Annotated in this window: 18 protein-coding genes; 8 read left to right on the top strand and 10 right to left on the bottom strand. The window is 43.8% G+C overall.

All coding sequences use genetic code 11. The features are described from left to right. Nucleotides 1–371: 371 nt before the first annotated feature. Nucleotides 372–2,912, bottom strand: coding sequence for a chemotaxis protein CheW (locus A3Q3_RS0109345; protein ID WP_020183328.1), 2,541 nt, complete (start codon nt 2,910–2,912; stop codon nt 372–374). Between the two features lie 309 nt (nt 2,913–3,221). Between A3Q3_RS0109345 and A3Q3_RS0109340 the strand changes: the two genes are divergently transcribed. Continuing rightward, nucleotides 3,222–5,369 carry a bifunctional diguanylate cyclase/phosphodiesterase gene (locus A3Q3_RS0109340; protein WP_020183327.1) on the top strand — a complete coding sequence of 716 codons (2,148 nt, stop codon included), beginning with the start codon at nt 3,222–3,224 and terminating at the stop codon, nt 5,367–5,369. On the opposite strand, the gene A3Q3_RS13840 is transcribed toward A3Q3_RS0109340, so the two are convergent. After that, nucleotides 5,364–6,062: a hypothetical protein gene (locus A3Q3_RS13840; RefSeq protein WP_020183326.1), complete on the bottom strand. Its 699-nt coding sequence runs from the start codon at nt 6,060–6,062 to the stop codon at nt 5,364–5,366. The genes A3Q3_RS0109340 and A3Q3_RS13840 overlap by 6 nt on opposite strands. A gap of 248 nt (nt 6,063–6,310) precedes the next feature. Here A3Q3_RS13840 and A3Q3_RS0109330 point away from each other — a divergent pair, with 248 nt between their 5' ends. Then, on the top strand, nt 6,311–7,699 hold the full coding sequence (locus A3Q3_RS0109330) for a phosphatidylserine/phosphatidylglycerophosphate/cardiolipin synthase family protein (RefSeq protein ID WP_020183325.1): 1,389 nt from the start codon (nt 6,311–6,313) through the stop codon (nt 7,697–7,699). Nucleotides 7,700–7,866: 167 nt separating this feature from the next. Next, complete coding sequence (locus A3Q3_RS0109325; RefSeq protein ID WP_020183324.1) at nt 7,867–8,079, top strand: hypothetical protein; 213 nt, start codon at nt 7,867–7,869, stop codon at nt 8,077–8,079. Between the two features lie 4 nt (nt 8,080–8,083). On the opposite strand, the gene A3Q3_RS0109320 is transcribed toward A3Q3_RS0109325, so the two are convergent. Continuing rightward, entirely contained in the window at nt 8,084–9,871 is a 1,788-nt protein-coding gene (locus tag A3Q3_RS0109320; protein ID WP_020183323.1) for a glutathione-regulated potassium-efflux system protein KefC, read from the bottom strand. A 191-nt stretch (nt 9,872–10,062) separates the two neighbouring features. Next, a complete protein-coding gene (locus tag A3Q3_RS0109315) occupies nt 10,063–12,000 on the bottom strand; it encodes a bifunctional diguanylate cyclase/phosphodiesterase (RefSeq protein ID WP_232418399.1) in 1,938 nt (645 codons plus the stop codon). Nucleotides 12,001–12,252: 252 nt separating this feature from the next. Between A3Q3_RS0109315 and A3Q3_RS0109310 the strand changes: the two genes are divergently transcribed. The 3 genes from A3Q3_RS0109310 (at nt 12,253) to A3Q3_RS0109300 (ending at nt 16,966) form a co-directional block, all read left to right on the top strand. Continuing rightward, the gene (locus A3Q3_RS0109310; protein ID WP_020183321.1) at nt 12,253–14,847 is read left to right on the top strand and encodes an EAL domain-containing protein; all 2,595 of its coding nucleotides are present in this window, start codon (nt 12,253–12,255) and stop codon (nt 14,845–14,847) included. Between the two features lie 136 nt (nt 14,848–14,983). Further along, entirely contained in the window at nt 14,984–16,339 is a 1,356-nt protein-coding gene (locus A3Q3_RS0109305) for a TAXI family TRAP transporter solute-binding subunit (RefSeq protein WP_020183320.1), read from the top strand. 45 nt (nt 16,340–16,384) lie between these two features. Continuing rightward, nucleotides 16,385–16,966: a hypothetical protein gene (locus A3Q3_RS0109300; RefSeq protein ID WP_020183319.1), complete on the top strand. Its 582-nt coding sequence runs from the start codon at nt 16,385–16,387 to the stop codon at nt 16,964–16,966. A 45-nt stretch (nt 16,967–17,011) separates the two neighbouring features. Here the strand turns inward: A3Q3_RS0109300 and A3Q3_RS0109295 are convergent, their stop codons facing one another. Further along, nucleotides 17,012–17,638, bottom strand: a complete 627-nt coding sequence (locus A3Q3_RS0109295; RefSeq protein WP_020183318.1) for a LexA family transcriptional regulator — start codon at nt 17,636–17,638, stop codon at nt 17,012–17,014. A 119-nt stretch (nt 17,639–17,757) separates the two neighbouring features. Next, nucleotides 17,758–18,657, bottom strand: coding sequence for a LysR family transcriptional regulator (locus A3Q3_RS0109290; RefSeq protein WP_020183317.1), 900 nt, complete (start codon nt 18,655–18,657; stop codon nt 17,758–17,760). Between the two features lie 138 nt (nt 18,658–18,795). Between A3Q3_RS0109290 and A3Q3_RS0109285 the strand changes: the two genes are divergently transcribed. Both A3Q3_RS0109285 and A3Q3_RS0109280 read left to right on the top strand, forming a co-directional pair. Beyond that, on the top strand, nt 18,796–19,341 hold the full coding sequence (locus A3Q3_RS0109285) for a carboxymuconolactone decarboxylase family protein (protein WP_020183316.1): 546 nt from the start codon (nt 18,796–18,798) through the stop codon (nt 19,339–19,341). Nucleotides 19,342–19,411: 70 nt separating this feature from the next. Then, nucleotides 19,412–20,011, top strand: coding sequence for a pyridoxamine 5'-phosphate oxidase family protein (locus tag A3Q3_RS0109280; protein WP_020183315.1), 600 nt, complete (start codon nt 19,412–19,414; stop codon nt 20,009–20,011). 82 nt (nt 20,012–20,093) lie between these two features. On the opposite strand, the gene A3Q3_RS0109275 is transcribed toward A3Q3_RS0109280, so the two are convergent. From A3Q3_RS0109275 to A3Q3_RS0109260, 4 genes are all read right to left on the bottom strand, one after another. Continuing rightward, entirely contained in the window at nt 20,094–20,555 is a 462-nt protein-coding gene (locus A3Q3_RS0109275; RefSeq protein ID WP_026361859.1) for a YiiD C-terminal domain-containing protein, read from the bottom strand. 77 nt (nt 20,556–20,632) lie between these two features. Further along, the gene (locus tag A3Q3_RS0109270) at nt 20,633–22,057 is read right to left on the bottom strand and encodes a DHA2 family efflux MFS transporter permease subunit (RefSeq protein WP_020183313.1); all 1,425 of its coding nucleotides are present in this window, start codon (nt 22,055–22,057) and stop codon (nt 20,633–20,635) included. A 67-nt stretch (nt 22,058–22,124) separates the two neighbouring features. After that, nucleotides 22,125–23,030 (bottom strand): alpha/beta fold hydrolase, encoded by a 906-nt coding sequence (locus A3Q3_RS0109265; protein ID WP_020183312.1) that lies wholly within the window; start codon nt 23,028–23,030, stop codon nt 22,125–22,127. Between the two features lie 56 nt (nt 23,031–23,086). After that, entirely contained in the window at nt 23,087–23,884 is a 798-nt protein-coding gene (locus tag A3Q3_RS0109260; protein ID WP_020183311.1) for an SDR family oxidoreductase, read from the bottom strand. Nucleotides 23,885–23,949 lie beyond the last annotated feature (65 nt).

Below are 23,949 nucleotides of genomic sequence, written 5' to 3'. Positions count from 1 at the left end.
GTGGTTAGCAAATGGCAGGCAAACCTGCGCTTATAGCATTATCAAAAAACTTGAGGGTAAATCATTGATGAATAAGAGGGATAAAACGCGCTTAATTTAACGTTATCTCATGCCACACAAAGCTAGAAAATGATTTGCGCAACAACCACTTAGTGCTATGCTTAAAGCGCAGTAGAAACAATTATTAGCTTGTCAAACAGACTGTTTAGGAGGGTTAATATGGATTTTTTAGGTGCAGGGGGCATTTGGACATTGTTATTAGTGTGCGCGGTGATTGGTGTTTTGCTTATTACCGCAGCAAAGCTTATCAAGTAATGGCAACAAAAAAAGGCGCAATTTGCGCCTTTTTGCTTACCAATAGTTCAGTCTGTTTAATCGCTTGATTCAACAGCCGTGCTGACGACATGGTTTCTTAAAAATGTATACAGCACACGCATATCCAACCATTGAATCAGCACATTGCCTTGATTGGCTTGAATGATCTTTTTAATCAATACTTGCTTACCATCGGCAATAAGCGGTGAAGTAGAGATTTGGCTCATATCAAACGCAGTGACTGAGTTTAAAGCATTTACCAACAAACCAATTTTCTGACCTTCAAACTTCACCACCACCACTTGGCTGGCCGTGCTAATTTGCGTTGGCACCCCTGTCAGTAAATAGCCCAAATCATAGACCCATACATAACTGCTTTCCGATTGTGTATCTGTGGGCAACAGGCCTACACGCTCTACACTTGCACCCAGTGACACCATCGATATTTCTGACGCGGCGATGGCCTCTAATACATATTCCACTTCTAATGCAAATAAGCTGCCATCTACCGTAAAAATGGCAAATTCCATGGTTTGGTTTTTAGAGGCTGCGCCTTGAATGATGAGCCCGGCATGCTGCTCGTTAAATTCTTTTTCCTCTCCCAGCATATAAATCACCACGGCGATGACATCTTCTTGATAGCCATCCGATACTTTGAACTCTCGGTATCCATTGGAAACGCTACATCCCATGATGGCATAGTGATCGTCATGCACAATGATTTTAGAAGCACTCTCACCATTTTTTAGCGTCAATAGTTCCGGTGCCATCGCCAATTGACTGCCGACGGGGCGCGTTGGATCTGTGCTCGAAATAATTTTTCCAGTGCTATCGACGTAAAAGCCCCTGACTACATCGCTGCTTTTAAAGCCAGAATTCAGCATTGCCAATAGCTCTGGCGTGGAATCAAACACAATGCCAATCCCGCCCACCACCGCAGTATTTTCTGGCGCACGAATGGCTGCGTGATACACATAGGTGGGCGCTTGGTTGTATAAGTCCGATGCTTCAAACGCAGTCACCACATATTGTTGTTCTTGTCGCAGCATCAGCACATTGTCTAATGTGTGCTCGTCTATTGTTGTGCCAACTACCGACTTATGTTCTTTTGCTTTGCCTGTGCTGGCAATAATGGTACCGGTCTTATCGTAGACAAATATTCTGGTGTACACGGTATACAGCTGGTTAATGTATTCCAATATGTCTGTGATTTTTTCAACTTCGGCGGGATTGATCTGCTCAGAAGAAAGTGCAGTTTTTAACTCTGGCGTCAGCGCCCACCAGCGGCAATCATTCGATCGCTCATATAAGTTACGATCCAGCAGATCCACCAGCAATGTAGACACGAACTCCGACTCTTGTAACTTAGAAGCCAATACCGTTTCATAAAGCTCGTTGATGGATTGCGAGAACAACTCATTGCTTCTCACACCGGTCTCGCTAATTTGATCCAAAATGGTCTTTAATCTGGAAGAATCTTCACCCTGGCCTGCCGTGGTGACTTGTCCGTTCCATACCACGCGTTTAATGGCCTCTGCCGCATTGATAATTTCATACAATGGCGGACAAAATGATTTGGCGTGCGATAACAAACCCTCTGCAATAATAGGGTTCAAGCCTGTTAACGCTTCCGTCTCTTGCGAGGTAAATGCGATATCAATAGGTGACATCACCATGCCCCGCCAGCCGGGTGGCCCTTGGTAGCCTTGATATTGCTCTGCGTAGAAACAGCACGCTAGGTACTGGCGGCCACAATAGACAACAATAGCCCCTTGCTGATGGTCACAGCTCGTAATCTCACTGCCTTTGGCAATCCACCGATGGTTGCTCGACTCAATCACAGTATTGTGGGCATCCACCAATAGCATCACTGAGCGGCCTGTAGGATCGCCATGCGACTGAAAAATACCAGCCATTTCTTGCGTGAAATTAAAGCACAAGCACAGCACACCAATCACCGCACCGGTTTCTGGGTGATGCATGCGCTTGGAGTAAATCAGCGCTTTGTCTTTGTTGGGCCGCAAATCAGTGGCACGGTACGTTTCCACATAACCCTCTGTTTCAAGTGTCGCTTTAATCAGTGGGTCGGTACTGCCTTCAATCGGCGTTTCATTGTTAATCTGTACAAGCACATTGCCGTCGGTATCCAGCAATATAATCTCGTCATAGACCGTATATTTACTCGCATAGGCGCGCAATCTTAAGCGAGTGGCATCTTGATTACCTTGCAGGCCAGCAACAAACGCACATAGCTCATTGTCTGTGGCTAGAAACCCAACATCCGCGGTTCGTTCGTATAAATTCCTCACGAGAATATCAATCACGTAATGGGCTTTGGTACCAATTTCTTCTAGCACCGTCGATACTTTTTCGCTCACCAGACTTAAGACTAACTCACGTTCCAACCGATTAAATCCCAGCCTAGTTTCTGCCATCGTGGGCAAAATACTTTTGGCCTCTTCACTGCAATTCATTTTTGCGGAAGACTCAATAATGCGCCACATTAAATTGAGTTCATGTAAAGACTGCTCGCATCTCACCACATCGCGCATGTAAGGGAGAAAGTTTTCTGTTTGGTTACTGTTGATTTGCGTCATGAAGTTTCCGTTGAGTAAATAGCGGGTAAAATATGTATGGATAAAATAACTATCAGCAAAATATACGCCAGCCCAAAATAGCTGTTTAAGATTGGTTTCATAGAAAAAATCGCTTTTCCTGAGTCTTTTTGGTGCGAGCTCACACCCTATTGCACCAGATATGTACAGTGGTTTTCGTCATATTGCCACCTAAAAATCTTAAGCCAACTCTCAACTAACCGCGCTAACACACTGTATTTTCATTACCATTTAATTAGGCATGAAAAGTGCTTACTCAAAATTTGGTTTACGTACTTATGATTTGTACGTTTGGTATTTAAGGATATTGTTATTTCTACTCAACCCAACATTCAAGCGCGCCCAGCAACGCCTTTTGTGCATAACCGTCAGCAAATGCTCAACAACCTTGTCGACAACTTAAAAGGCATGGTCTATTGCAACATTTATGACGAGCATTGGACAATGTTGTACATCAGCAATGGCTGTGAAGGGCTCACTGGCTATTCGCCAGATCAATTGATTCATAATCAAAACATCTCTTATGAAGAGGTGATTGCGCCGGAATACCGTAGCTATGTGCGCGTAGAAATTGCTAAAGCGGTTGAAACAAACACCTCGTTTGAGATTGAGTATCCTATTCATCACGCCAATGGTAGTGTGATTTGGGTGAGCGAGCGTGGCTACCCGGTCTACGATGACCATGGCCAGGTACAGGCGCTTGAGGGCTATATACAAGACATTTCCGACCGCAAAAACGTAGAAGCCTCGCTTAAAAAAGCAGAATCGCGTTACCGCTCGATTTTTGAAAACGCCATTGAAGGCATTTTCCAAAGCACCTTAGATGGACAGTACTTGGTGGCGAACCCCGCACTGGCCGCCATTTATGGATACGAGTCCAGCGCAGCACTGATTAGTGCGCTGAATAACATACAGCACCAACTTTACGTGCTCCCCACACGACGTGATGAGTTCGTCAAAGAAATCACCACCAAAGGCAAAGTCCATAATTTCCAATCGCAAATTTATAGAAAAGATAAAAGCATCATCTGGATCTCGGAAAACGCACGCCTTGTGTACGATAAAGACAATCAGCCGATTTATTACGAAGGTACCGTTGAAGACATTACCGAGCTCAAAAATCACGCGGTGGAAATTGAGTATCAAGCCACGCACGATAACTTAACGGGTTTGCCTAACCGCTATATTTTGAACGACCGTTTACAGCAATCTATTAACTTTGCCAGCCGTTACAACACCAAGCTGGCTATTGTGTTTGTCGATCTGGATCAATTCAAATTGATTAATGACAGCATGGGCCACTCCGTGGGCGATCAGCTGTTGGTGTCTGTCTCCAAGCGCATTTCTAATAATGTGCGTGATATTGATACCGTGGTAAGGCTGGGGGGTGATGAGTTTGTGATTTTGATCCCAAACGTACAAACCCGCCAAGACATTGAGTTAAGCCTAGGCAGGCTGCTCAATCATATGTCTGCTCCGCTCAATATCAATGATTTCAATTTCAGCATCACCTGCAGCATGGGCATTAGCGTGTACCCAGATGACGGCAAAGACCCGGATACGCTATTAAAAAATGCGGATTCGGCCATGTTTAAAGCCAAACATACCGGCCGCAATAATTTTCAGTTTTTTACGCCGGAGCTGAACGAAAAGCTCACCGACCGCTTTAATTTGGAATACAAACTTAGGCGCGCCATTGAGCACAAAGAATTTGTATTGCACTACCAACCTAAGTTCAATCTGAGTACCGGTCAAATCAGTGGTGCAGAAGCGTTAATCCGCTGGCAACCCAGTGATTATGAGACGATTTATCCACTGACGTTTATACAAGTTGCCGAAGAAACTGGGCTCATTGTCAAAATCGGGCAATGGGTACTTAACACCGCGTGCAAAAAAGCAAAACAGCTGCAACAGATCACCGGCAAGGCCATCCCGATTGCCATTAATGTATCGCCCAAACAATTCCGCCAACCCAATTTTGTGGAAATTGTGCAGGATGCGCTGATTCTGAGTGATCTCAAACCAGAATTATTAGAGCTGGAAATCACTGAAAACATCATGATTGAAGATACGCCCAAGTTTATTGAGACGCTGCAACAGCTCAAAGCAATTGGCGTGAAATTATCTCTGGATGATTTTGGCACCGGCTATTCCAGCTTGTCCTACCTCAAAGACTTTCCTATCGATCAACTGAAAGTAGACCGTGCTTTTGTACACGCGATTGAAGAAGATGCCAATAATATGGCGATACTCAAAGCGATTATTATTTTAGGACAAAGCTTGGGGCTGCGCGTGGTGGCTGAGGGTGTTGAGACCGAGTTTCAATTCGACTTTGTGAAATCAGTAGGTTGCGATGAAGTGCAAGGCTATTACTTTAGCAAGCCATTACCAGAAGTGCATTTTGATCGTCTGATTGAGGAAAACTTGCTGGTGTCATGACGCTTTCGCTCTGCTTAATTCAATCCAACATATTTCAGCAAAATAGGCTGACCAAGCCACAATACCAAATAGCTTAAAACCATCTTCCAGTAGATGGCGGATTGGTTCAAACAAAGAGAACACATCCACCACCATCGAAAGCGCAAAAAAGCTCAGCGCGATACCAAACAACACATAATTTGAACGCAAAATGACGTGCTGGAATCGAATAAGAAAACACATCATCACGACCAAATAGCTGGCTAGCACGACGTTCTCCGATACGCCGATATGGGGGAAAAAGCCTTCATGTAATTGAAACACATCGTCAAAGCCTAACAATAGCGTTAATGCGCCAGCACAAGCGATGAATACTAAGTTGCCTGATGCTGTCTTTGCTTGTTTAAGTAGCCAATAGCTAAACCAGCAGATAGCTGCGGTACCGGCCCAAAAGAAAATGCCTAACTGGGAAATAAATCCTGCATAGTAAGTATTACCGCCAATCGCGTTGGGGTCACGTGTCAGGTAGCCAATCGTGATGCCTCTAAAGACATTAATCAACACCGCCAACAGCAGCACCATAAAGGGTGGCACCAAACTCCATCCAATGAGTTTTCTGTTGGCTGTAAAGGCTTGCGGAATTTGTTTAATGGCAAGCAGAAGCGCCGTATAACGGTTCGGCATTTCATGTTTGTGCTGATCAATAGAGGGCATAGGATGGGACTCACTTTATGTTGTTAGCATCATATGTGAACTTTTCACATTACTGTCAAAAATGTAATCTATCAATGTGGATTACAGTCAGATAGCGCCTACAAGCTATTCAGCCATACTCCACTAAAACCGCAGCCACATACCCCTTATCATTTCACCTATAAAAAACCCTTTTACTTACCTATTAATATATGACATCGTCCATCACGCAGTTAAACCATACAAGAGTTAAACCATAGAAGGTTGCCATGATGAAACCACTTACTTTTTTGAACGCGTGCGTGTGGATTGCTTATATGTGCTGCGCTGGCTGTGTGTCAGTGCCGGATGCACCTAAAATGATTCAGGATGCACATGCCCAAACCGATACCGTTGAAATCCAAGCAAACAACCAGACGGTGTCTGATAAAAAAGCAGAAAAAATCATCGACAACATTGCAACCAAAACAAACACAGAAGATTTACTCAAAAAACATTTGGCCATTGAGCAAACCATTGCAAGCAGCCCGCTGGTTGCAGGCAATCAAGTGGATTTGGTATTTGATGGCGAACAAACCTTCAATGCTATTTACCGTGCAATCAACAATGCTAAATATCAAATTAATTTGGAATATTTTATTTTTGAAAATATTCAATTCAAGGAAACAGACCTGAAAACCTTGCTGATCAAAAAAGCTGCGCAAGGCGTGCAAGTGTGTGTGATTTACGATGCATTTGGTTCGGTCACTACACCACCAGAACTCTTTAAAGAGTTAAAAGATCATGGCGTTAAAATTCATGAATTTCATCCATTTGATATCGAAAATGTATCTAAAATCAATCAACGTGACCATAGAAAAATTTTAGTGGCCGATGGGAAGCTTGCCATTGTGGGCGGCGTTAATTTAAGCAGCACATACCAAAGTAAATCTAATTTGGGCATGCGGGAAAAATCCATCACCGATGTACAGCAAGCACATTGGAAAGATACCAATATGGTGATACAAGGCCCAGCAGTGGCAGAAGTACAAAAACTGTTCGTTGCACATTGGGACTCAAAACAGTCCATTGATCAGTCACACTTCTACCCTGTTATCGACAATAAAGGTAAAGAGCTGGTCAGGGTGATTGGTAGCGCGCCGACTAAAGGCTTGCCCTTGTATTACGCCACGCTGGTATCTGCCATTCAACAAGCAGAAAAAGAGATTTTTCTAAGCTCTGCCTATTTTGTACCCACGTCTGATCAGAAAAAAATGCTGATCAAGGCAGCTAAGCGCGGGGTGGATGTCAACTTATTGCTACCCGGCGTCAGTGATTCAGCCGTTGCCATGCGTGTGCAACATTCCCACTATGAAGATTTACTAGAAAATAATATTCATATTTTTGAAAGCGATACCGAAGTCCTGCACGCCAAAACCGTGACCATAGATGGTGTATGGTCTGTCGTGGGCAGCTCCAATTTTGATTACCGGAGTGCAGCTTCAAACCAAGAAATCGACGTTGTCATATTGGGCACCGATACGGCAACAGCACTTAAACAAAAATTTAACCAAGATATCCAAAAGGTAAAGCGCATTGATTTGGCCACGTTTAGAAAAAGACCGTTATTGGAAAAAGTAAAAGAAAAGTTCTATCGCATTTTTCAACAATATCTGTAAGTGTGCTGCGCCTTAACCAAACCCTTGCATGCCATTAGCCATTTAATCGCTTGCGCTGTCAGATAATACTGACAGCATATTCAGCCAAACCAGACTATTGGCAGCAGCATCTTTTTACTACACTGACAGTGTAGGTGTTTATTATCTTTATTTTGGGAGTACAACAAATGACATTACATAAATCTTTATTAGCAGCGGCGGCTTTATTATCACTGCTTGCATTAAGCGCATGTGAGCAAAAAGGCCCGGCAGAACGCGCTGGGGAGCAGCTTGATAATGCTGTAGAAAACGCAGGCGATAAAATTGAAGACGCCACCGATGATGCCAGCAAAGCGGTAGAACAAGCCGGTGACAAGGTGGAAGACGCAACCGATAAATAAGATCTTATGCAGGCGTGGTGGGCGGCTTACCTTCGTATTCCGCCTGCTCTAACTCAAATAAAGTTTTAAGGTCCTGACGCCCTTGTTGCGACAGGCTCAACACAGCCGTCATGTCATGCCTGATTTTCCGTGTGGCTTCTAGCTGCTCTATATCATGCGCCTCAAAGCGCTTAATGGCTTTACTGGCAGAGCCGGCTGTCTCACCAATGGCGATTAATGCTTGGCGTGCAGCTTCTAACGATGAATAGAACGTTTCTCGAATCGGTTGCAAGCCTACATCACGTAAATCAAATGCATCAGTTCTACTGCGCGCACGTGCCACAATGGCAAGTTCTGGCCAACGCGCTTTCACCAACTTAGCCATTTCCAATGCGGCCGTAGAATCATTCACGGCAATCACCAGCAGCTTAGCTTTGGCAATGCCAGCCTCTTCTAACAAATCCAATCTTGAAGCATCACCATAGTAACAACGCCAGCCAAATTGACGCATTAAATCGACTTGATTTGGATCATTGTCAATCAACGTAGCGTTGATGCCTTTGGCTAATAATACGCGCCCCACAATTTGGCCAAATCGACCAAACCCGGCAATAATCACCTCAGAATTTTCCGTGATGGTATCTTTGGGTCGCTCGCTGCACTGCATGTTCACCACGCGGTCGTACAGCAACACCAGCAAAGGGGTAATGAGCATGGAAACCGCAACGATGGCATTAAGGATGTTATACAGCTCACGCGAAATACTTTGTTGTGTAAGCGCAATGCCAAAAATCACAAAGGCAAATTCACCAATTTGCGAGAGCATCACACCATATAGCAAGTTATCTCTAAACGGGTATTTAAACAAATAGCCCAAACCCATCAAAATAAGCGCTTTTGTGACGACCAGCAGGAATGCAAACCCAAAAATCAACCAGGGCGAGTTGGTCAGCAGTGATAGATCCACCGACATGCCAACGGCAATAAAAAACAGCCCTAATAACAAACCTTTTACTGGCTCAATATCTAGCCTGAGTTCGTAGCGGTATTCAGAGTCGGCAAGCAACACACCCGCTAAAAATGTACCTAGCGCCATGGATAAACCTACCGATTCCATGGCGAGTGAAACGCCAATGACGAGCAGTAATGAAAAGGCGACAAAAATCTCCCGGATACCGGTTTGTGCGATGACTCTCATGACTGGGCGTAACAAGATTCTGCTGGCGAAAATAATAGCGACAATCACGGCAATGGCTTTGACCACAGCCATGAAATCAAACCCTTCCTTCGTGCTGCTAGGTGCAATCACCGCAAGCAACATAAAGAGCGGGATGACGGATAAATCTTGAAATAACAGGGTTGCAAATGAAGCCTGTCCACCCGCAGTCTCCAGCTGCTTCTTCTCAATCAACGTAGTGAGACCAATGGCGGTGGAGGACATGGCCACGCCCATGCCAATCACCAACGCGACTGGCCATGCCAAGCCCATCAGGTGTGCAATCTGCGTGACCAACAAGATGGTGAGCGTGACTTGCAGCCCGCCTAAGCCGAACAAGATTTTGCGCAGCTCCCATATTTTTTGAGATTCCAGCTCCAAGCCCACCAAAAACAGCATCAACACCACGCCAAACTCTGCAAAGTGCAACACATGTTCCGAATCTGCAATCAGTTTAAGCGCATATGGCCCAATTAAAATACCAGCCAATAGATAGCCCAACACAGAACCCAAGCCCAGACGTTTAAAAATGGGCACCAGCAGAATGGCAGATGAAAGATAAATGGTGGCTTGTACTAAAAAATCAGAGGAATCCATAATGGCCTAAATCAATGTTGCGTGATGTTGAAGGACATCATAAAACAAAAAAGCCCTTCAGGGCTTTTATGGTGCGTTATTTCAGTCTGATTATTTGCGTGTCGAAACAATATGCGGTCAGATAATTACGCTTCAAACAGCTTTATTGCCACCGACTTACTCAGCAAAAAGCTTTGATAAGCATGACAGCATTACGCTGGTTTAAGCGTGCTAAGTCGGAGTAACTTTGCTTCAAACTCACTCAAAGGTATTGGTTTGCAAAACAAAAACCCTTGATAGGCATTGCATCCTAATTTTTCTAACAGGCTTTTTTGTTGTCTAAGCTCAACACCCTCTGCAATCACGTGATGCCCTAGATTTTTACCCATATTGATGATGGTTTCTACAATAAAAGTATCGTAATTGTTATGCAAAATATCGTTAATAAAACTTTTATCAATTTTAAGCTCATCCAGTGGCAACCGTTTTAAGACCGACAGTGACGATTGGCCAATGCCAAAATCATCTAACGAGAATGTGATGCCTAGTTTCTTCAGCACCTTAATTTTGTCGATCACATCGTCAATGTTTTTGACGATCAAGCTTTCCGTTAACTCTAGCTTTAAGTATGTTGGGTTACACCCGCTGGCTTGCACCGTATGGGTCACGGTTTCCACAAAGTCGGGTTGGCTAAATTGCAATGCACTCACGTTCACAGATAGTTTCAACGTGTTCATTGTCGGTATTTTTTCCCAAGCCTTGAGTTGCAAACACGCTTGCATCAACACCCAGTTACCGATGGATACAATCACTCCGGACTCTTCTGCGATAGGGATAAATTGATTAGGCGGCACCATACCTAAGTTTGGGTGTTGCCAGCGTAGCAGCACCTCTGCCCCAATCGGTTGCTGGGCTTGATCTACCTGTAATTGGTAGTAGAGTAAAAATTGATTGGCCTGTAGTGCAAACGCCAAATCGTTTTCTAACGTGGCGCGTAATTCAATGGCCGGATGCTGTGCTTCGTCATACACCTGCACGCTATTGAGTTTTTCGGATTTCTTGGCTTGATACATAGCGATATCTGCACGTCTGAGCACTTCGGCTTCGTTAGACTCATCCCCATAAAATATGCAAATACCGATGCTGGGGATGGTGCGATATTTACAGTTTTTTAATTGAAACGGCTGCGCAAATGCCTGCATGAGTTTTTCTGCGGTTGCTTGCGCTGCGCTGATCGCATGCTCTTTATCACGGCCCAAATCATCCAGCACGGCGATAAATTCATCACCTCCTGCTCTAGCAATCGTATCTTTTTTACGCAAAGCATGTTGCAACCGGTATGCCACTTGCTGCAGTAGTTCATCTCCGGCCAAATGCCCTTTGCTGTCGTTCAAGCCTTTAAAATTATTTAAATCCAAAGACAATACTGCGCCATAGGCTTTGCTACGTGCACACCTCACAAACGCTTGATTCAAGCGGTCTGCAAGCAATCTTCTATTAGGTAAGTTGGTTAAAAAATCATAATACGCCAGCTGATGCACTTTTTTATTGTCCAAGTTGGAAGCAATGCGTAACGTAATATTTTCGCGCAGACTTTTGGCAAGGCTACGCCCCGCAATGGTGACGTAAACCACATAAACAATGAACAAGATTGCAAGCGCGACAGAGAGTTGGCTGCCATGAATTAAAAAACGAGGGATCATTAACGCTAATAGCCCGCCAATAAACAGATTGGAGGAAACACTATCTACCGAATACACGACGATGCCTGCGCCTGCAACGCCCACCAATGCAAAAATCAAAAATGCTTGATGTGCGGTATCCGATACAGGAAAAAGCAATATGCCCGCCAATCCCCAAATCGCTCCACATAACCCAGAATTTACTCTAAAGCGGCTAAGCCATTTTTGGATATGATGCTCTCTTTTACGGTCTTGATAATATTGATAGGTGATGTAAGCACGTGCACCGTAAGCCAATAGAAAAGCTGCCGCCCACATGGCTAATATGTTCAATTGAATCAGATCATATTGTATGAATACCAATGCAATCATGACCACACATGCTGCCATCAGTGATCTTCGATTGTTTGAATACAACATCTCTACGATTTCTGTATCCAGCGCCATTGGTTCATTAGCTATCTTCAATTGCCATTCCCTAAGTAATTCTCGTTTATGTTACTAGCTACGGTTAAAAATGGAGATTCTTTAGTAGATAAGCCGCTGTTTACACAATGAAAATGCGCGCCGCTTCTCTTTGTGACAGCCACTTACAAGAGATGGTAAATTTTTGTTAAATGCTTGAGTTGGCCCAAGCACGCACCTAGTGCCCATTATTGAATAGGCGTAATGTAGAGAACATAATTCATAACATCGCCATTCAAATCGGGGGCAAGTCAAATGATGGATCCTGCATCTCATCCAGCAAAATTTCCGATTTTAGATGATATTGAAGTCCCTGAAGATGTACTGGAAAGCTGGCAAATCACAGCCGATTTGCTGGCGAATATCAGCAACATTCCAGCCGCATTGATCATGCGCGTACACGATACGGAAATTGAAGTATTCGTCTCCAGCCATAGCAAAGATAACGCATACCATTGTGGTGAAAAAGCCAGCCTCAATACCGGGCTTTATTGTGAAACCGTTATTAGTACTCAGCACAAACTGCTTGTGCCCAATGCGCTTACAGATCCAGAATGGGTAAGCAATCCGGATGTGACACTGGGGATGATCTCCTACTATGGGCTTCCTCTTAGTTGGCCCAGCGGAGATGTGTTCGGCACGATCTGCATACTCGATAAAAAAGAAAATGCTTACAACAAAAAAACCATGGATTTAATGGAACGGTTTCGTGACAGCATTCAATTAAGTTTAGAAAATATCTATGAATCCAGCCTTGCTTTTAGACAAAGAGACAAAGCACGCGATGCTTTGCGCGATAACGAGACTTTGTTTCATGCCGTGTTTGAGAATGCAGCCGTAGGCATTGCACAAGTGGCTATCACCGGTCACTTTTTACAAATCAATCGAGAATACTGCCGGATTATTGGTTATTCGCAAGAAGAGGTGCTGGCGCAGCATTTTACATTTCAACAAATCACATTACCCGAAGATTTGCCTGCAGACATGCTAAGTATTGAGCGCTTGCTCAACGGCGACGATGACAAATATGTCACCGAAAAACGCTATATTCATAAAGATGGCAGTATTGTTTGGGTCAACCTCTCCGTACAACTATTGCGCAACAATAAGGGTGTGCCGCTGTACTTTATTAGTGCAGTACAAGACATTGGCGACCGAAAACTTGCCGAAGAAGAGCTTAAACTGGCAGGCTTGGTATACAAAAACAGTAGCGAGGCAATGGCAGTGACCGATGAGAAAGGTCAACTGCTTGCCATCAACCCCGCTTTTACCAAAATGACTGGTTATGAACTTAACGAAATAGAAGGTAAAACCTATGTCATTTTGCAATCGGATTACCATAGTGCAGATTTTTACAGAGCCATGTCAGATTCAATCCGATCGACTGGTCAATGGCAAGGTGAGGTTTGGAACAAACGTAAAAGTGGAGAGGTTTTTCCAGAATGGTTGACCATCAATACCTCTTATCACAATGATGGTTCTGTGCATCGACGAGTGGCTTTGTTTTCAGATATCTCTGCCATTAAAAAAGCGGAAGAGTTGATTTTAAAACAGGCCAATTATGATCAACTCACCAAGCTACCTAATCGCCGTTTGTTTAATGACCGGCTTGAACAAGCCATTAAAAAATCCCAGCGAGAGTTTAGCTCGACGACGCTCTTGTTTATTGACTTAGACCGTTTTAAAGAAGTCAACGATACGCTCGGACACAATATGGGGGATTCGCTACTGATTGAAGCAGCGGCGCGCATCAAATCTTGCGTGCGCGAGTCAGATACTGTTGCGCGTCTTGGCGGTGACGAGTTCACTATTATCTTGGGGGATATGAAAGATAACCTGACGATTGCACATACCGCACAAAGAATCATTGACCGCTTGTCCGAGTCCTTTCATCTAGATACACATGAAGCTTTTGTCTCCGCCAGCATTGGCATTGCGTTTTATCCGCAAGATGCGAAGAACACCATTGAACTTCTCAAAGTGGCCGATCAAGCCATGTATGTTGCAAAAAATGCTGGTCGCGGCTGTTACCGTTTTTTTACTAAACACATGCAGCAAGAATCTGATTACCGAATCCGCTTATCTAACGACCTGCGCCAAGCGTTATACACCCAGCAATTTATCGTGCATTACCAACCTATTGTCGAACTCAACACAGGGCACATTCACAAAGCAGAAGCTTTGCTACGATGGCAACATCCCGAACTAGGTCTTGTAAGCCCAGAAATTTTTATTCCCATCGCTGAAGATAACGGCACTATCCATGAAATTGGCAACTGGGTGTTTGTAGAGGCCGCAAAACAAGCCGGCCATATCAAAACGTTAGTGGGGATTGATTTCCAGATTGCTGTGAACAAATCTCCCATTCAGTTTAAAAGTAACGATGAAGTCATTCACAACTGGATTACACTACTTCAGGAAATCAACTTACCCGCCCATAATATGGTGATTGAAATCACAGAGGGCCTGTTAATGGATGTGGTGGGCGACGTCCCGGACAAATTGATGGCTTTTCGTGATGCTGGCTTTCAAATGGCGATTGATGATTTTGGCACCGGCTATTCCTCATTGTCTTATCTCAAAAAGTTTGATGTGGATTACATCAAAATTGATCGCTCTTTTACCCGCAATTTGTCCTTAGATACTACCGAGTTTGCATTATGTGAAGCCATTGTCGTCATGGCACACAGGCTCAATATCAAAGTCATTGCAGAGGGCGTAGAAACAGAGCAACAACGTGATTTATTAATCCAAATTGGGTGTGACTATGCGCAAGGCTACCTATTCTCTAAGCCGTTACCCGCCGCAGACTTTGAAGCATTGCTACACAAGCGTGTATTAAAAGAGTAGTCAGAAACTTTGCTAATCTGTATTGTCAGACATCTAATTAGATGTTTCTGGAGAATTTTTTGCTGACTTCGTTAATCATGTTATTTAATTTAAAACTAGATAGTAATCAATCACTGTGTATGGTGTCTTATACACTATGATTGAATTAAAAGCGCACTTCAAAAAAATATGGGCAAAATTGGCTGCGATCTATGGTGGTAGCATCATTCTGTTTCTGGCTTGGATGCTGGGGATTTTTGCAATTGTTTCTCTGGCATTATTTTTATTCTTCAATTCAGCCGCACCTACAACATTAACAATTACATCCGGTGAGGAAGGTAGCATTTTTCAGAAAAATGCTTTGAAATACAAAGCTATTCTGGAAAGAGAAGGCGTAAAACTCACCATACTGCCATCCAACGGGTCTATCGATAATCTCAATAAGTTGGCTGACAAGCACGTCAAGGTTGATATTGGTTTCGTACAAAGTGGTGTTGTCGGCAATGTGAAAGTCGACAAGCTCATGTCGCTGGGCAGTGTTGCTTATCAACCCATGATGATTTTTTATCGCGGCGAAAGTAAAAGCTTGATTGCGGATTTTGCCGGTGAACGATTGAATATTGGCGAACCCGGTAGTGGTACACGCTCTTTGGCATTAAATTTGTTGAAAGAAAACGGGATATTGCTAGGCGGCCGTACCCAGTTAATAGAAAAGCCAAGCCTTAATCCAGTAGAAGACTTATTGCAGAACAAGATCGATGCCATCTTCGTGATGGGCGACTCTGTATCACTGCAATTGATTAAAGACTTGGTTAAAACACCAGGTATCAATATCTTTAATTTTAATCAGGCAGATGGTTACACCAGACGCATTAAATATCTGCACAAATTGGTGTTGCCTGAAGGTTCTATTGATCTCGGCAAAAATATACCCGTCAATGATTTAAACTTGATTGCACCGAGTGTCGAACTCATCGCGCGCGATACCTTGCATCCGGCGCTATCTGATTTATTGCTAGATGTGGCAAATGAGGTGCATGGCTCTGCTAGTCTGTTTGTTAAAAGCGGTGAATTCCCTAATCTCAACACGCAGGAATACCGAATCAGCCCAGACGCGACCCGCTATTACAAATCTGGCAAAAGCTTTCTATATCGAGACTTTCCATTTTGGATGGCCAGTTTTATCAACAGAATTCTCGTCGTTTTAGTGCCATTATTGTTGATATTGATACCCGCAGTAAAATTGGCACCGAGTATCTATCGTTGGAAAATCCAACTCTCTATTTACCCTTTCTATAAAGCGCTGCTTGAGCTAGAGAAAGATGCATTTGGGTCAACACTTGATGTGAATAAACGTCAAGAAATCATGAGTCATCTGGATGAGCTAGAAGCAAAGTTAAGTAAAATAAAAATACCTGCAGCGTTTGCCGATATGTTTTATGGATTGCGCGGGCATATTAACTTTGTACGTAATAGATTGTTAGCCGAACAAATTTCTGATGCAACGGAATGATAACCAACACATGCATCATCTTTATCATTATTTAAAAGGTGGGCGATGAAAATTACTGATATTGGGCCACTTCCATTAACGCTGATTGCATCGCTAGTCGTGGCAGTCATTCTGTTGGCAATACGTGTGTTCGTGATGCAACGCGTGCAACAAAAGCGTCAGCGCGAGAATAGACAAGAGTCAGAACGATTAAAATCGTTGGTAGCTGCTTATCGCTCTCTAGCTGGATCATTTACGCCAGCAAGACAAGATCACACACCCCAGTTAGAAGAAACACTTGCGGATATCATCTTATTTGGCACGATTGCCCAAGTAGAGTTAGCGGTTGCTTGCGCAAACGGCTTAAAAAATGATGAATATGTAGATTTTCAGCCGCTGATTAAATCGCTACGTGCGGATTTACGTACGCAATTGGGTTTAGAGCAAATCCCAAGTAGTGTAGTCATGCCTGCATCAGGTCCAGCACGTTTAACACGTGCTACGCGTGGCGATGACGAAGGTGGCGGACGCGGAGAAGCTAAAGGTGGTGGTAATAGTGGCGGTGGAATGGGCGGCGGTGCAGCAGCGGGCGCGGGTGGTTTAGGTATAGGGTTAATCGCTGCTGATGCTAGTACACCAAGAGAATAAAAGCACCTCAACATCAATATTTTTAAACAAAAACCACCCCAGCAATTACTTGTAACGTCTAAACGACCCTGTTACCACTCCCCATATCTCAACCTGCATATGTTTTTTTACTTCGATAGGTTTGTATTCCCCTGACTTGTTGGCAGGCAGTAATAACGGTAGACCATCTTTAGATCTAGCCAGTGTTTTAATCGTGTAATCACCATCGACCATGGCAAGCACAATGTCACCGATGGCCGCTAATTTGGAACGGTCAACTACGGCTTTATCACCAGGCAATAAGCCAGCATCAATCATGGAATAGCCTTGAATGGTCACAAAGAAAGTCGCATCTACTTTATCAACCAGGAACTCACTGGGATCTAATCGGCTTTCCACATGATCATCTGCAGGAGAAGGATTGCCCGCCGGTACTTTAGAATTGAATAAAGCGATGTTCAAAGGTACGTGATGCATCGTGGGAAATTCGAAATCACCCACTGCATCTAAATCCACTTTGAAAGCGTTATCATGTTGCTTGCGTGTATAGGCACTTAAAAAGTCTGTAATCACAGATTTTTGACTTGTGGGGATGCGGATAACTTCTGTTGGCTCTTGGAATTTTCCGGTACCTACTTTACGTCCGGAACCAGCTCGTAATCCACCCGCTTTTTTTTCATTTTCTATTTTCATTTGATTATTGTAACAACAATCAAAATCTAGTAAAGCAAAACCCGTATAAATAACTGAGTTTTATTAATGTCACACGCTTACTCACCCCAAGTGTTGGTAAAGACAAACGATACAAGCCTTTAACTTAACGCAAGGTCATTTCTTAATCTCGTAGACATCAAGTCAACAAAAGACCGTATTTTTGCAGAGGCATATCGTCCTTCACGATGAATAATGTTGATGGGCATAGGCTTTGGCTCAAATTCACGCATGATGATTATGAGTTCGCCAGATGCTAATTGTGTTGCGATTTGATACGAAAGTAGGCGCGTTATGCCTAATCCCAACACTGCAGCTTCAATCGCTGCGTCATTACTGGTGACTCTGAGGCGTGGTTTAATTCGAATGCTTACTGGTGAGCCATCGTTTTCAAACCGCCAGTCTACCGTAGCGCTAATTGCACCAGCCACGATGAGCTGATGTTTTACAAGTGCATCTGGTGTAGATGGAATCCCGTGCTCTGCAAGATAGGAAGGCGATGCACATAACACACGTCTTACTTGCCCCACTCGCAACGCTTTATAGCTGGAATCAGGAAGCTCCCCTATTCGAATACCAACATCTACCCCCTCTTCTAGCAGATTGACAATACGGTCTAGAAACAGCGCGGTAACCTCAGTATTTTTGTACTTTTGCAGATAGTCTGAGATGCCGGGCATGACATATGAGCGACCAAATAAGACCGGCGCAGTGACGACCAAATGGCCTTTGGGTTCTGCGTTAATGCCTGTTGCCGCTTCATCGGCCTCATCGGCGGCGGCAATAATACGTCGGGTATCTTCCGCATACCGCTGACCAGCCTCTGTTAATCTGACGAATCGCGTTGTACGGTTAAAAAGCTTAACACCTAAATGCGCTTCCAACGCAGCGACGGCACGGGTGACTGCGGGGGGTGATATATTTAAAAGTCGTGCCGCCCCTGCAAACCCTTCTTGCTCTGCCACCGCAATAAAAATGGCCATCATGTTCAATCTGTCCATTTATTATTCCTATAAATGAAATAGTTTATTGTATTTTTTAAGTATTCTTATTGTAAATGTAAAGTGAAAGAATGCATACATCCGCTGAATCAATCAATTAAGCGGTGTAAATTCAGTTAACTTTAAAGGAGATCTATCATGAGCCGCATTACAACGATTACCAATGAAACTGCAAATACAGAACAAAAAGAATTACTCGATGCCATTCAATCGCAGCTGGGTATGGTGCCCAACTTTCTCAAAGTGTTTGCCAATTCACCCGCTGCTTTACGCGCCTTTTTAGGTCTGCATGGCATTGCAAATGAAGGCAGTTTAGAACCGCAAACGCGTGAGCGTATCGCACTAGCATTAGCACAGCAAAACGCTTGCGAGTATTGCGTATCTGCACATACGGCCATCGGCAGAAAAAGCGGGTTGAGTGGTGATGAAATGACAGAAAACCGCGCTGGGAAAAGCCAAGATGCTAAAGCTGCCATCGCTGTGAAGTTAGCATTATCTTTGGCTGAACATACGGGTGAGATTACAACCGCGGAACTGATAGAAGCCAGAGAAGCCGGCTATTCGGATGCGGATATTGTTGAAATCATCACCCATGTTGGCCTCAATATTCTTACCAACATGCTAGGTAAAGCGAGCCGTTTAGAGATTGATTTTCCTAAGGTTGCTTTAAAAGTAGCTGCTTAATTGCGTTTTCGTTACTAGCAGCATTTAGTTAATGAGTCGTTGTCATGACAAGTTGCAAAGGAGTACCACCATGTCAAAAGCATTTGCCACCATTAGTTTTACTGATAGCGTGAAAGCGGCACAAAGTCGTTACGGTAGCCGTGAACGGAATCAGCATTTTGAGCTGTCTGATGACCCTCGTAATACGTTAGGCGAATTTGAGACTGAATTCATAGAAGCACGTGACAGCTTTTATCAAGCCACTATCTCGGAAAATGGCTGGCCCTATGTGCAACATCGTGGGGGTCCGGCAGGGTTTTTACGCGTATTAGATCATGAGACTATTGGCTATGCTGATTTTAGTGGTAATAAGCAATATCTGAGTGTGGGTAATCTGAATGCTAACCCTAGAGTTTCACTGATTCTCATGGATTACCCCAATCGTCGTCGCCTAAAACTGTGGGGGACTGTACGAATCGTGCATGAGTCAGAAGAGCCAGAGATCATTGCACGTTTAGAAGTGCCAAGTTACCGGGCACGTATTGAGCGGGGCATTATTATTCATATTGAAGCTGTTGAATGGAACTGCCCGCAGCACATTACGCCTCGGTATAGCAAGGCCGAAGTAGATAGCATTATTCAACCATTGATCGAAGAAATAGAATTTCTACGTGAAAATGGTGTTGTGTAGTCATCAAATAAAAAGCGGACGTTGAGTCCGCTTTTTATTGCATTGCTACATTCTATTTTCGATCGTCATTTATCACTCTTTCTCAATCTGCATTAAGTAAGACAAATACCCCTTTAAATTCGACAGCAAGCTTATCGTCCTGATAAATGCTCGCAGTAATGCCTAGTCTCGCCTTATGTTTGTTTTTAAATGTCATTAAAAATGCGTCCCAGTTTACATCCTCATTAAAATGAGCATGACATACAAAATCACCTGTAATCGGCTTGAAATAATTCACTTCTTGCTGGCGAATCATTAGTTGCCCATTCAGTTGATTGGAAATAATACGATGCTGGAATAGAGACCAGGCTGTCACTATGCATACCATCGATGAACTTCCACCAAAGACAGTATCGAGATGGTTTTTATTCAGCGCAATAGGCGCGGATATTGATGCACGGCTAGCGTCAATGGCATCAATTTTTATGCCGAGTGCGCGCGTGATTGGAATCGCGCGGAATAAGTATTGCTCAAACTCGGGTATAAGCATATTTTGCGCATTCAAGAAAGAATTAAGCATTATTCTAACGCGATTGTGAGCTTACAACCCCAACGCCAATGACGACTATTCGTTTTATGCAATTAACCTTTCTGACTGATTACGGGCAACAACTGTCTAGGGTGCGTATTCACTGGAATACACAGCATGGCTGTAATGAGCGCTAAAGCGATATGAATCGAATATACCGGTATAAAATCCGTAATCTGCAGCTTAGCCTGTGCGAGTAAAAGCACTGTGATAGCGACCCCGATCACTGTGCCAATCTGGCGTACAGCGTGATTGATTGCACTGCCAACGGCATAATCCTTTGCAGGCAAGCCAAAGACTGCAGAAGCCGATATCGACGGCATGACCAAGCCTACAGAGATGCCACTGAGTATTAAGCCTGGAAGCCATTCGGTCACATAGTCAGGGCTTGCATCTGGCACTAACATAAACCACAAACCACTTAAAGCATAAGTGAGTGAGCCAGTGATTAGTAATGGTCGATGCCCAATTTTCGAAGCAAGTTTGCCTGCGATAATCGCAGTTGGCACGACTGCCAATGGCCCGGGCATGATGGCAGTGCCAGCCAATGACTGACTATAGTGCCAGATGTTTTTCATCCAAAAAAAGAATGAAAAAAACATAATGGAAAATGCAATGCCAAAAACTATGCCGGCAAGGTTGGAAAATAGAAAGGTTTTGTTCTTAAACAGATCAAGGTCAAACAGTGGTTCTGGATTGATGTTAGCCCAAGGGATGTAGCTTAAAATCACAGCCAAGCCTAGTAACATGATGCCAGTCAGTTCTGGTGTAGACCAATGCGCTGAATTCAATTCGACGATGCCGAAGGCAATCGCGCCAATTCCTGTAATCAATAACAACATGCCAACCCAGTCTAAGCGCATTTTGTCTCTAGGCTGCGTTGACTCGTGCAATGTGGACATGCTTTGCCATAGACAAAACAAACCAATTGGAATGTTGATGAAAAATGCCCACTGCCAGCCACCGATATCGATGATAAATGAGCCGACACCTGGGCCTAATGCAGCAGCTAGAGCACCCACAGCGCCCCATGCACCCATGACAACCATGCGCTTTTCTCTAGGGAAAGCCTCAAGCACAATGGCTAACGCTGCAGGCGAGAGTAAACAAGCACCAATGGACTGAAAGACTCTAGCTACAATCAGCCAAAAAACACTTGGAGAAGCGCCACAAGCGAGTGATGCTGTAATAAAGAGTGTGACTCCCAACATAAATACTTTTTTTCTACCGTATTTATCAGCAATACCACCCGCTGGGATTAGCATGGCTGCATACACTATCGAATAAGCATTCATTGCCCAAGATAAGTCGGCAGCCGTAGAGGTTGGGAAACTTTGCAGAATATTATTAAACCCTGCATACAAGATAGTGGTATCGAGTGACACCATAAAGACTGCAATGCATGCAATTGCAAACACGCGCCATGCCCCTGGCATTACTTTCTCGCTTGGGGTATATACAAACTCTGCTGGTTTCATCTATGTTCTCACTATTCAGTCTAAATAATGGGTGAAACTGGCCACTCCTCTATAAGTGGCCAGCTCATTAGTGACTCAAGAAAAAATCCGCTGAGTTAACAAATGCATCGTGATACTGAAAGATTGAACCATGATTAGAATCAGGATAAAGCACTAATTGCGCATTTTTAAGTTGCTTATACATCATGATTGATCCTTCGGTAGGTAACATAGTGTCGTTACTACCAGTCACAACCAATACAGGCTGGTGGATTGCTTTTAAGGTTTTATACTCAGGGTCTGGTGTACTGGTAAATACAATTAACGCTTTACCATGAGCATCTGCAATTTCCTTACCGCTCTCAGGATCCCGGTCTTTTGTTCTTGCATATACTCTTGCCAAAAATTCACTGCCAGCTTGCTTACCTGCATCTGTTTGCGAAAAGAATAAATAATCGCGTGGATCAGGTGCATTGGCTCTTGAAAACGCTTCGCCAAGTACCTTCATCAAATTGTTACCGCCCCCTTGATAGGTAGTCCCGGCAAGAATGACTTTGTGGACTAATTCAGGGTGTTGAGCAGCCAATTCCTGAGCAACAAAGCCACCCATAGAAAAGCCGAGTAAATCGACTTGTTTATGCCCCAATGCCTGAATAAACGCATAAGCATCCGTTGTCATTTGTGCAACGCTGTCTGCAACCACGCCGTTAGTTGCGCCAACCCCTCTGTTATTAAATACCACAACAGGGCGAGTTTTTGCTAAAGCATTCACTACAGCTGGGTCCCAAGCATCCATATTGCCAGTAAAGTGCTGTAGCAACACTAAAGGCGTTCCTGATTTTGGTCCCAGCGTGCGATACGAAAATTTGACGCCATTGGCCTCTATATATTTGGTAGGTGCTGTTTCAAGTTTTTCAGCAGCTAAAGCAGAGCCAGATTCGACCACTGAAAACGTGGTGGCTATCAGCAGTAGGGATTTTAAAAATGTATGCATATATAACTCCTTTTTGGTTTGTGTTTGGACTACAAAAATAGTGTTTAACGCTAGGTCTAACTTAAGTAGCGGCTTGCTGGCGTTGTGTGGGATAAATTGGGCGCTAGTGCTTTGCGTGCACTTTCTAGCACATGCCAATCATTCAAATCTGGTAATGATGGAATGGTGATGACCTCTCCCATGTCGAAGCCAGCCAAAGCCGCATCGACCAATGCTTCTGGATTCATGACGATTTGGGCTGGGAGATGATTCACTGGCAACCCGCTTTTATCCCAAAATGGCGTATCGATAGCGCCAGGCAACACTGCTTGTACTCTGATACCTTTATCAGCAAGCTCAAGATGCATGGATTGTGTGAAATTCACTACGTAGGCTTTTGAACCACTGTATGCGCCATTGAGTAGCTCTGGTGCCAGTGCCACGATGGATGCAATATTGATGATGGCGCCATGACCACTTGTAATTAACCCTGGCGTAATAGCTGCTGATAATCGTGTGAGCGCAATGACATTTAATGAAATCATGGTTTCGATATCATCGATATTGGATTCCGCAAGTTTTGTTACTGCACCCAGCCCTGCATTATTGACCAGTAAAGTAATGCTACTGTCTGCACGAAGAATGCTTTCGATACGCGCTAACTCTTCTTTCAACGTCAAATCGGCCGAGATCACTGTTACGTTTACTGCATGATCAGCTTTTATCTTGTCGGCAACCCCGTTCAGCTTTGCCTCATCACGTGCGACTAAAATCAAGTCATAGCCGCGTTTAGCCAGTCGATCTGCATAGATAGCCCCTATACCCGTTGATGCGCCTGTGATTAACGCTTTGCCTTGTTTTTGTATTGAACTCATATTCACCTCTGCTATTAAAAATATAATGAAAATTGATAATTAAATACCAATCGGTAAATAAATAT

The organism is Methylotenera sp. 1P/1 (assembly GCF_000384355.1).
GTDB lineage: Bacteria > Pseudomonadota > Gammaproteobacteria > Burkholderiales > Methylophilaceae > Methylophilus.
Note: the sequence above shows the minus strand (reverse complement) of the source record. Positions and strands in the feature narration are given on the sequence as shown.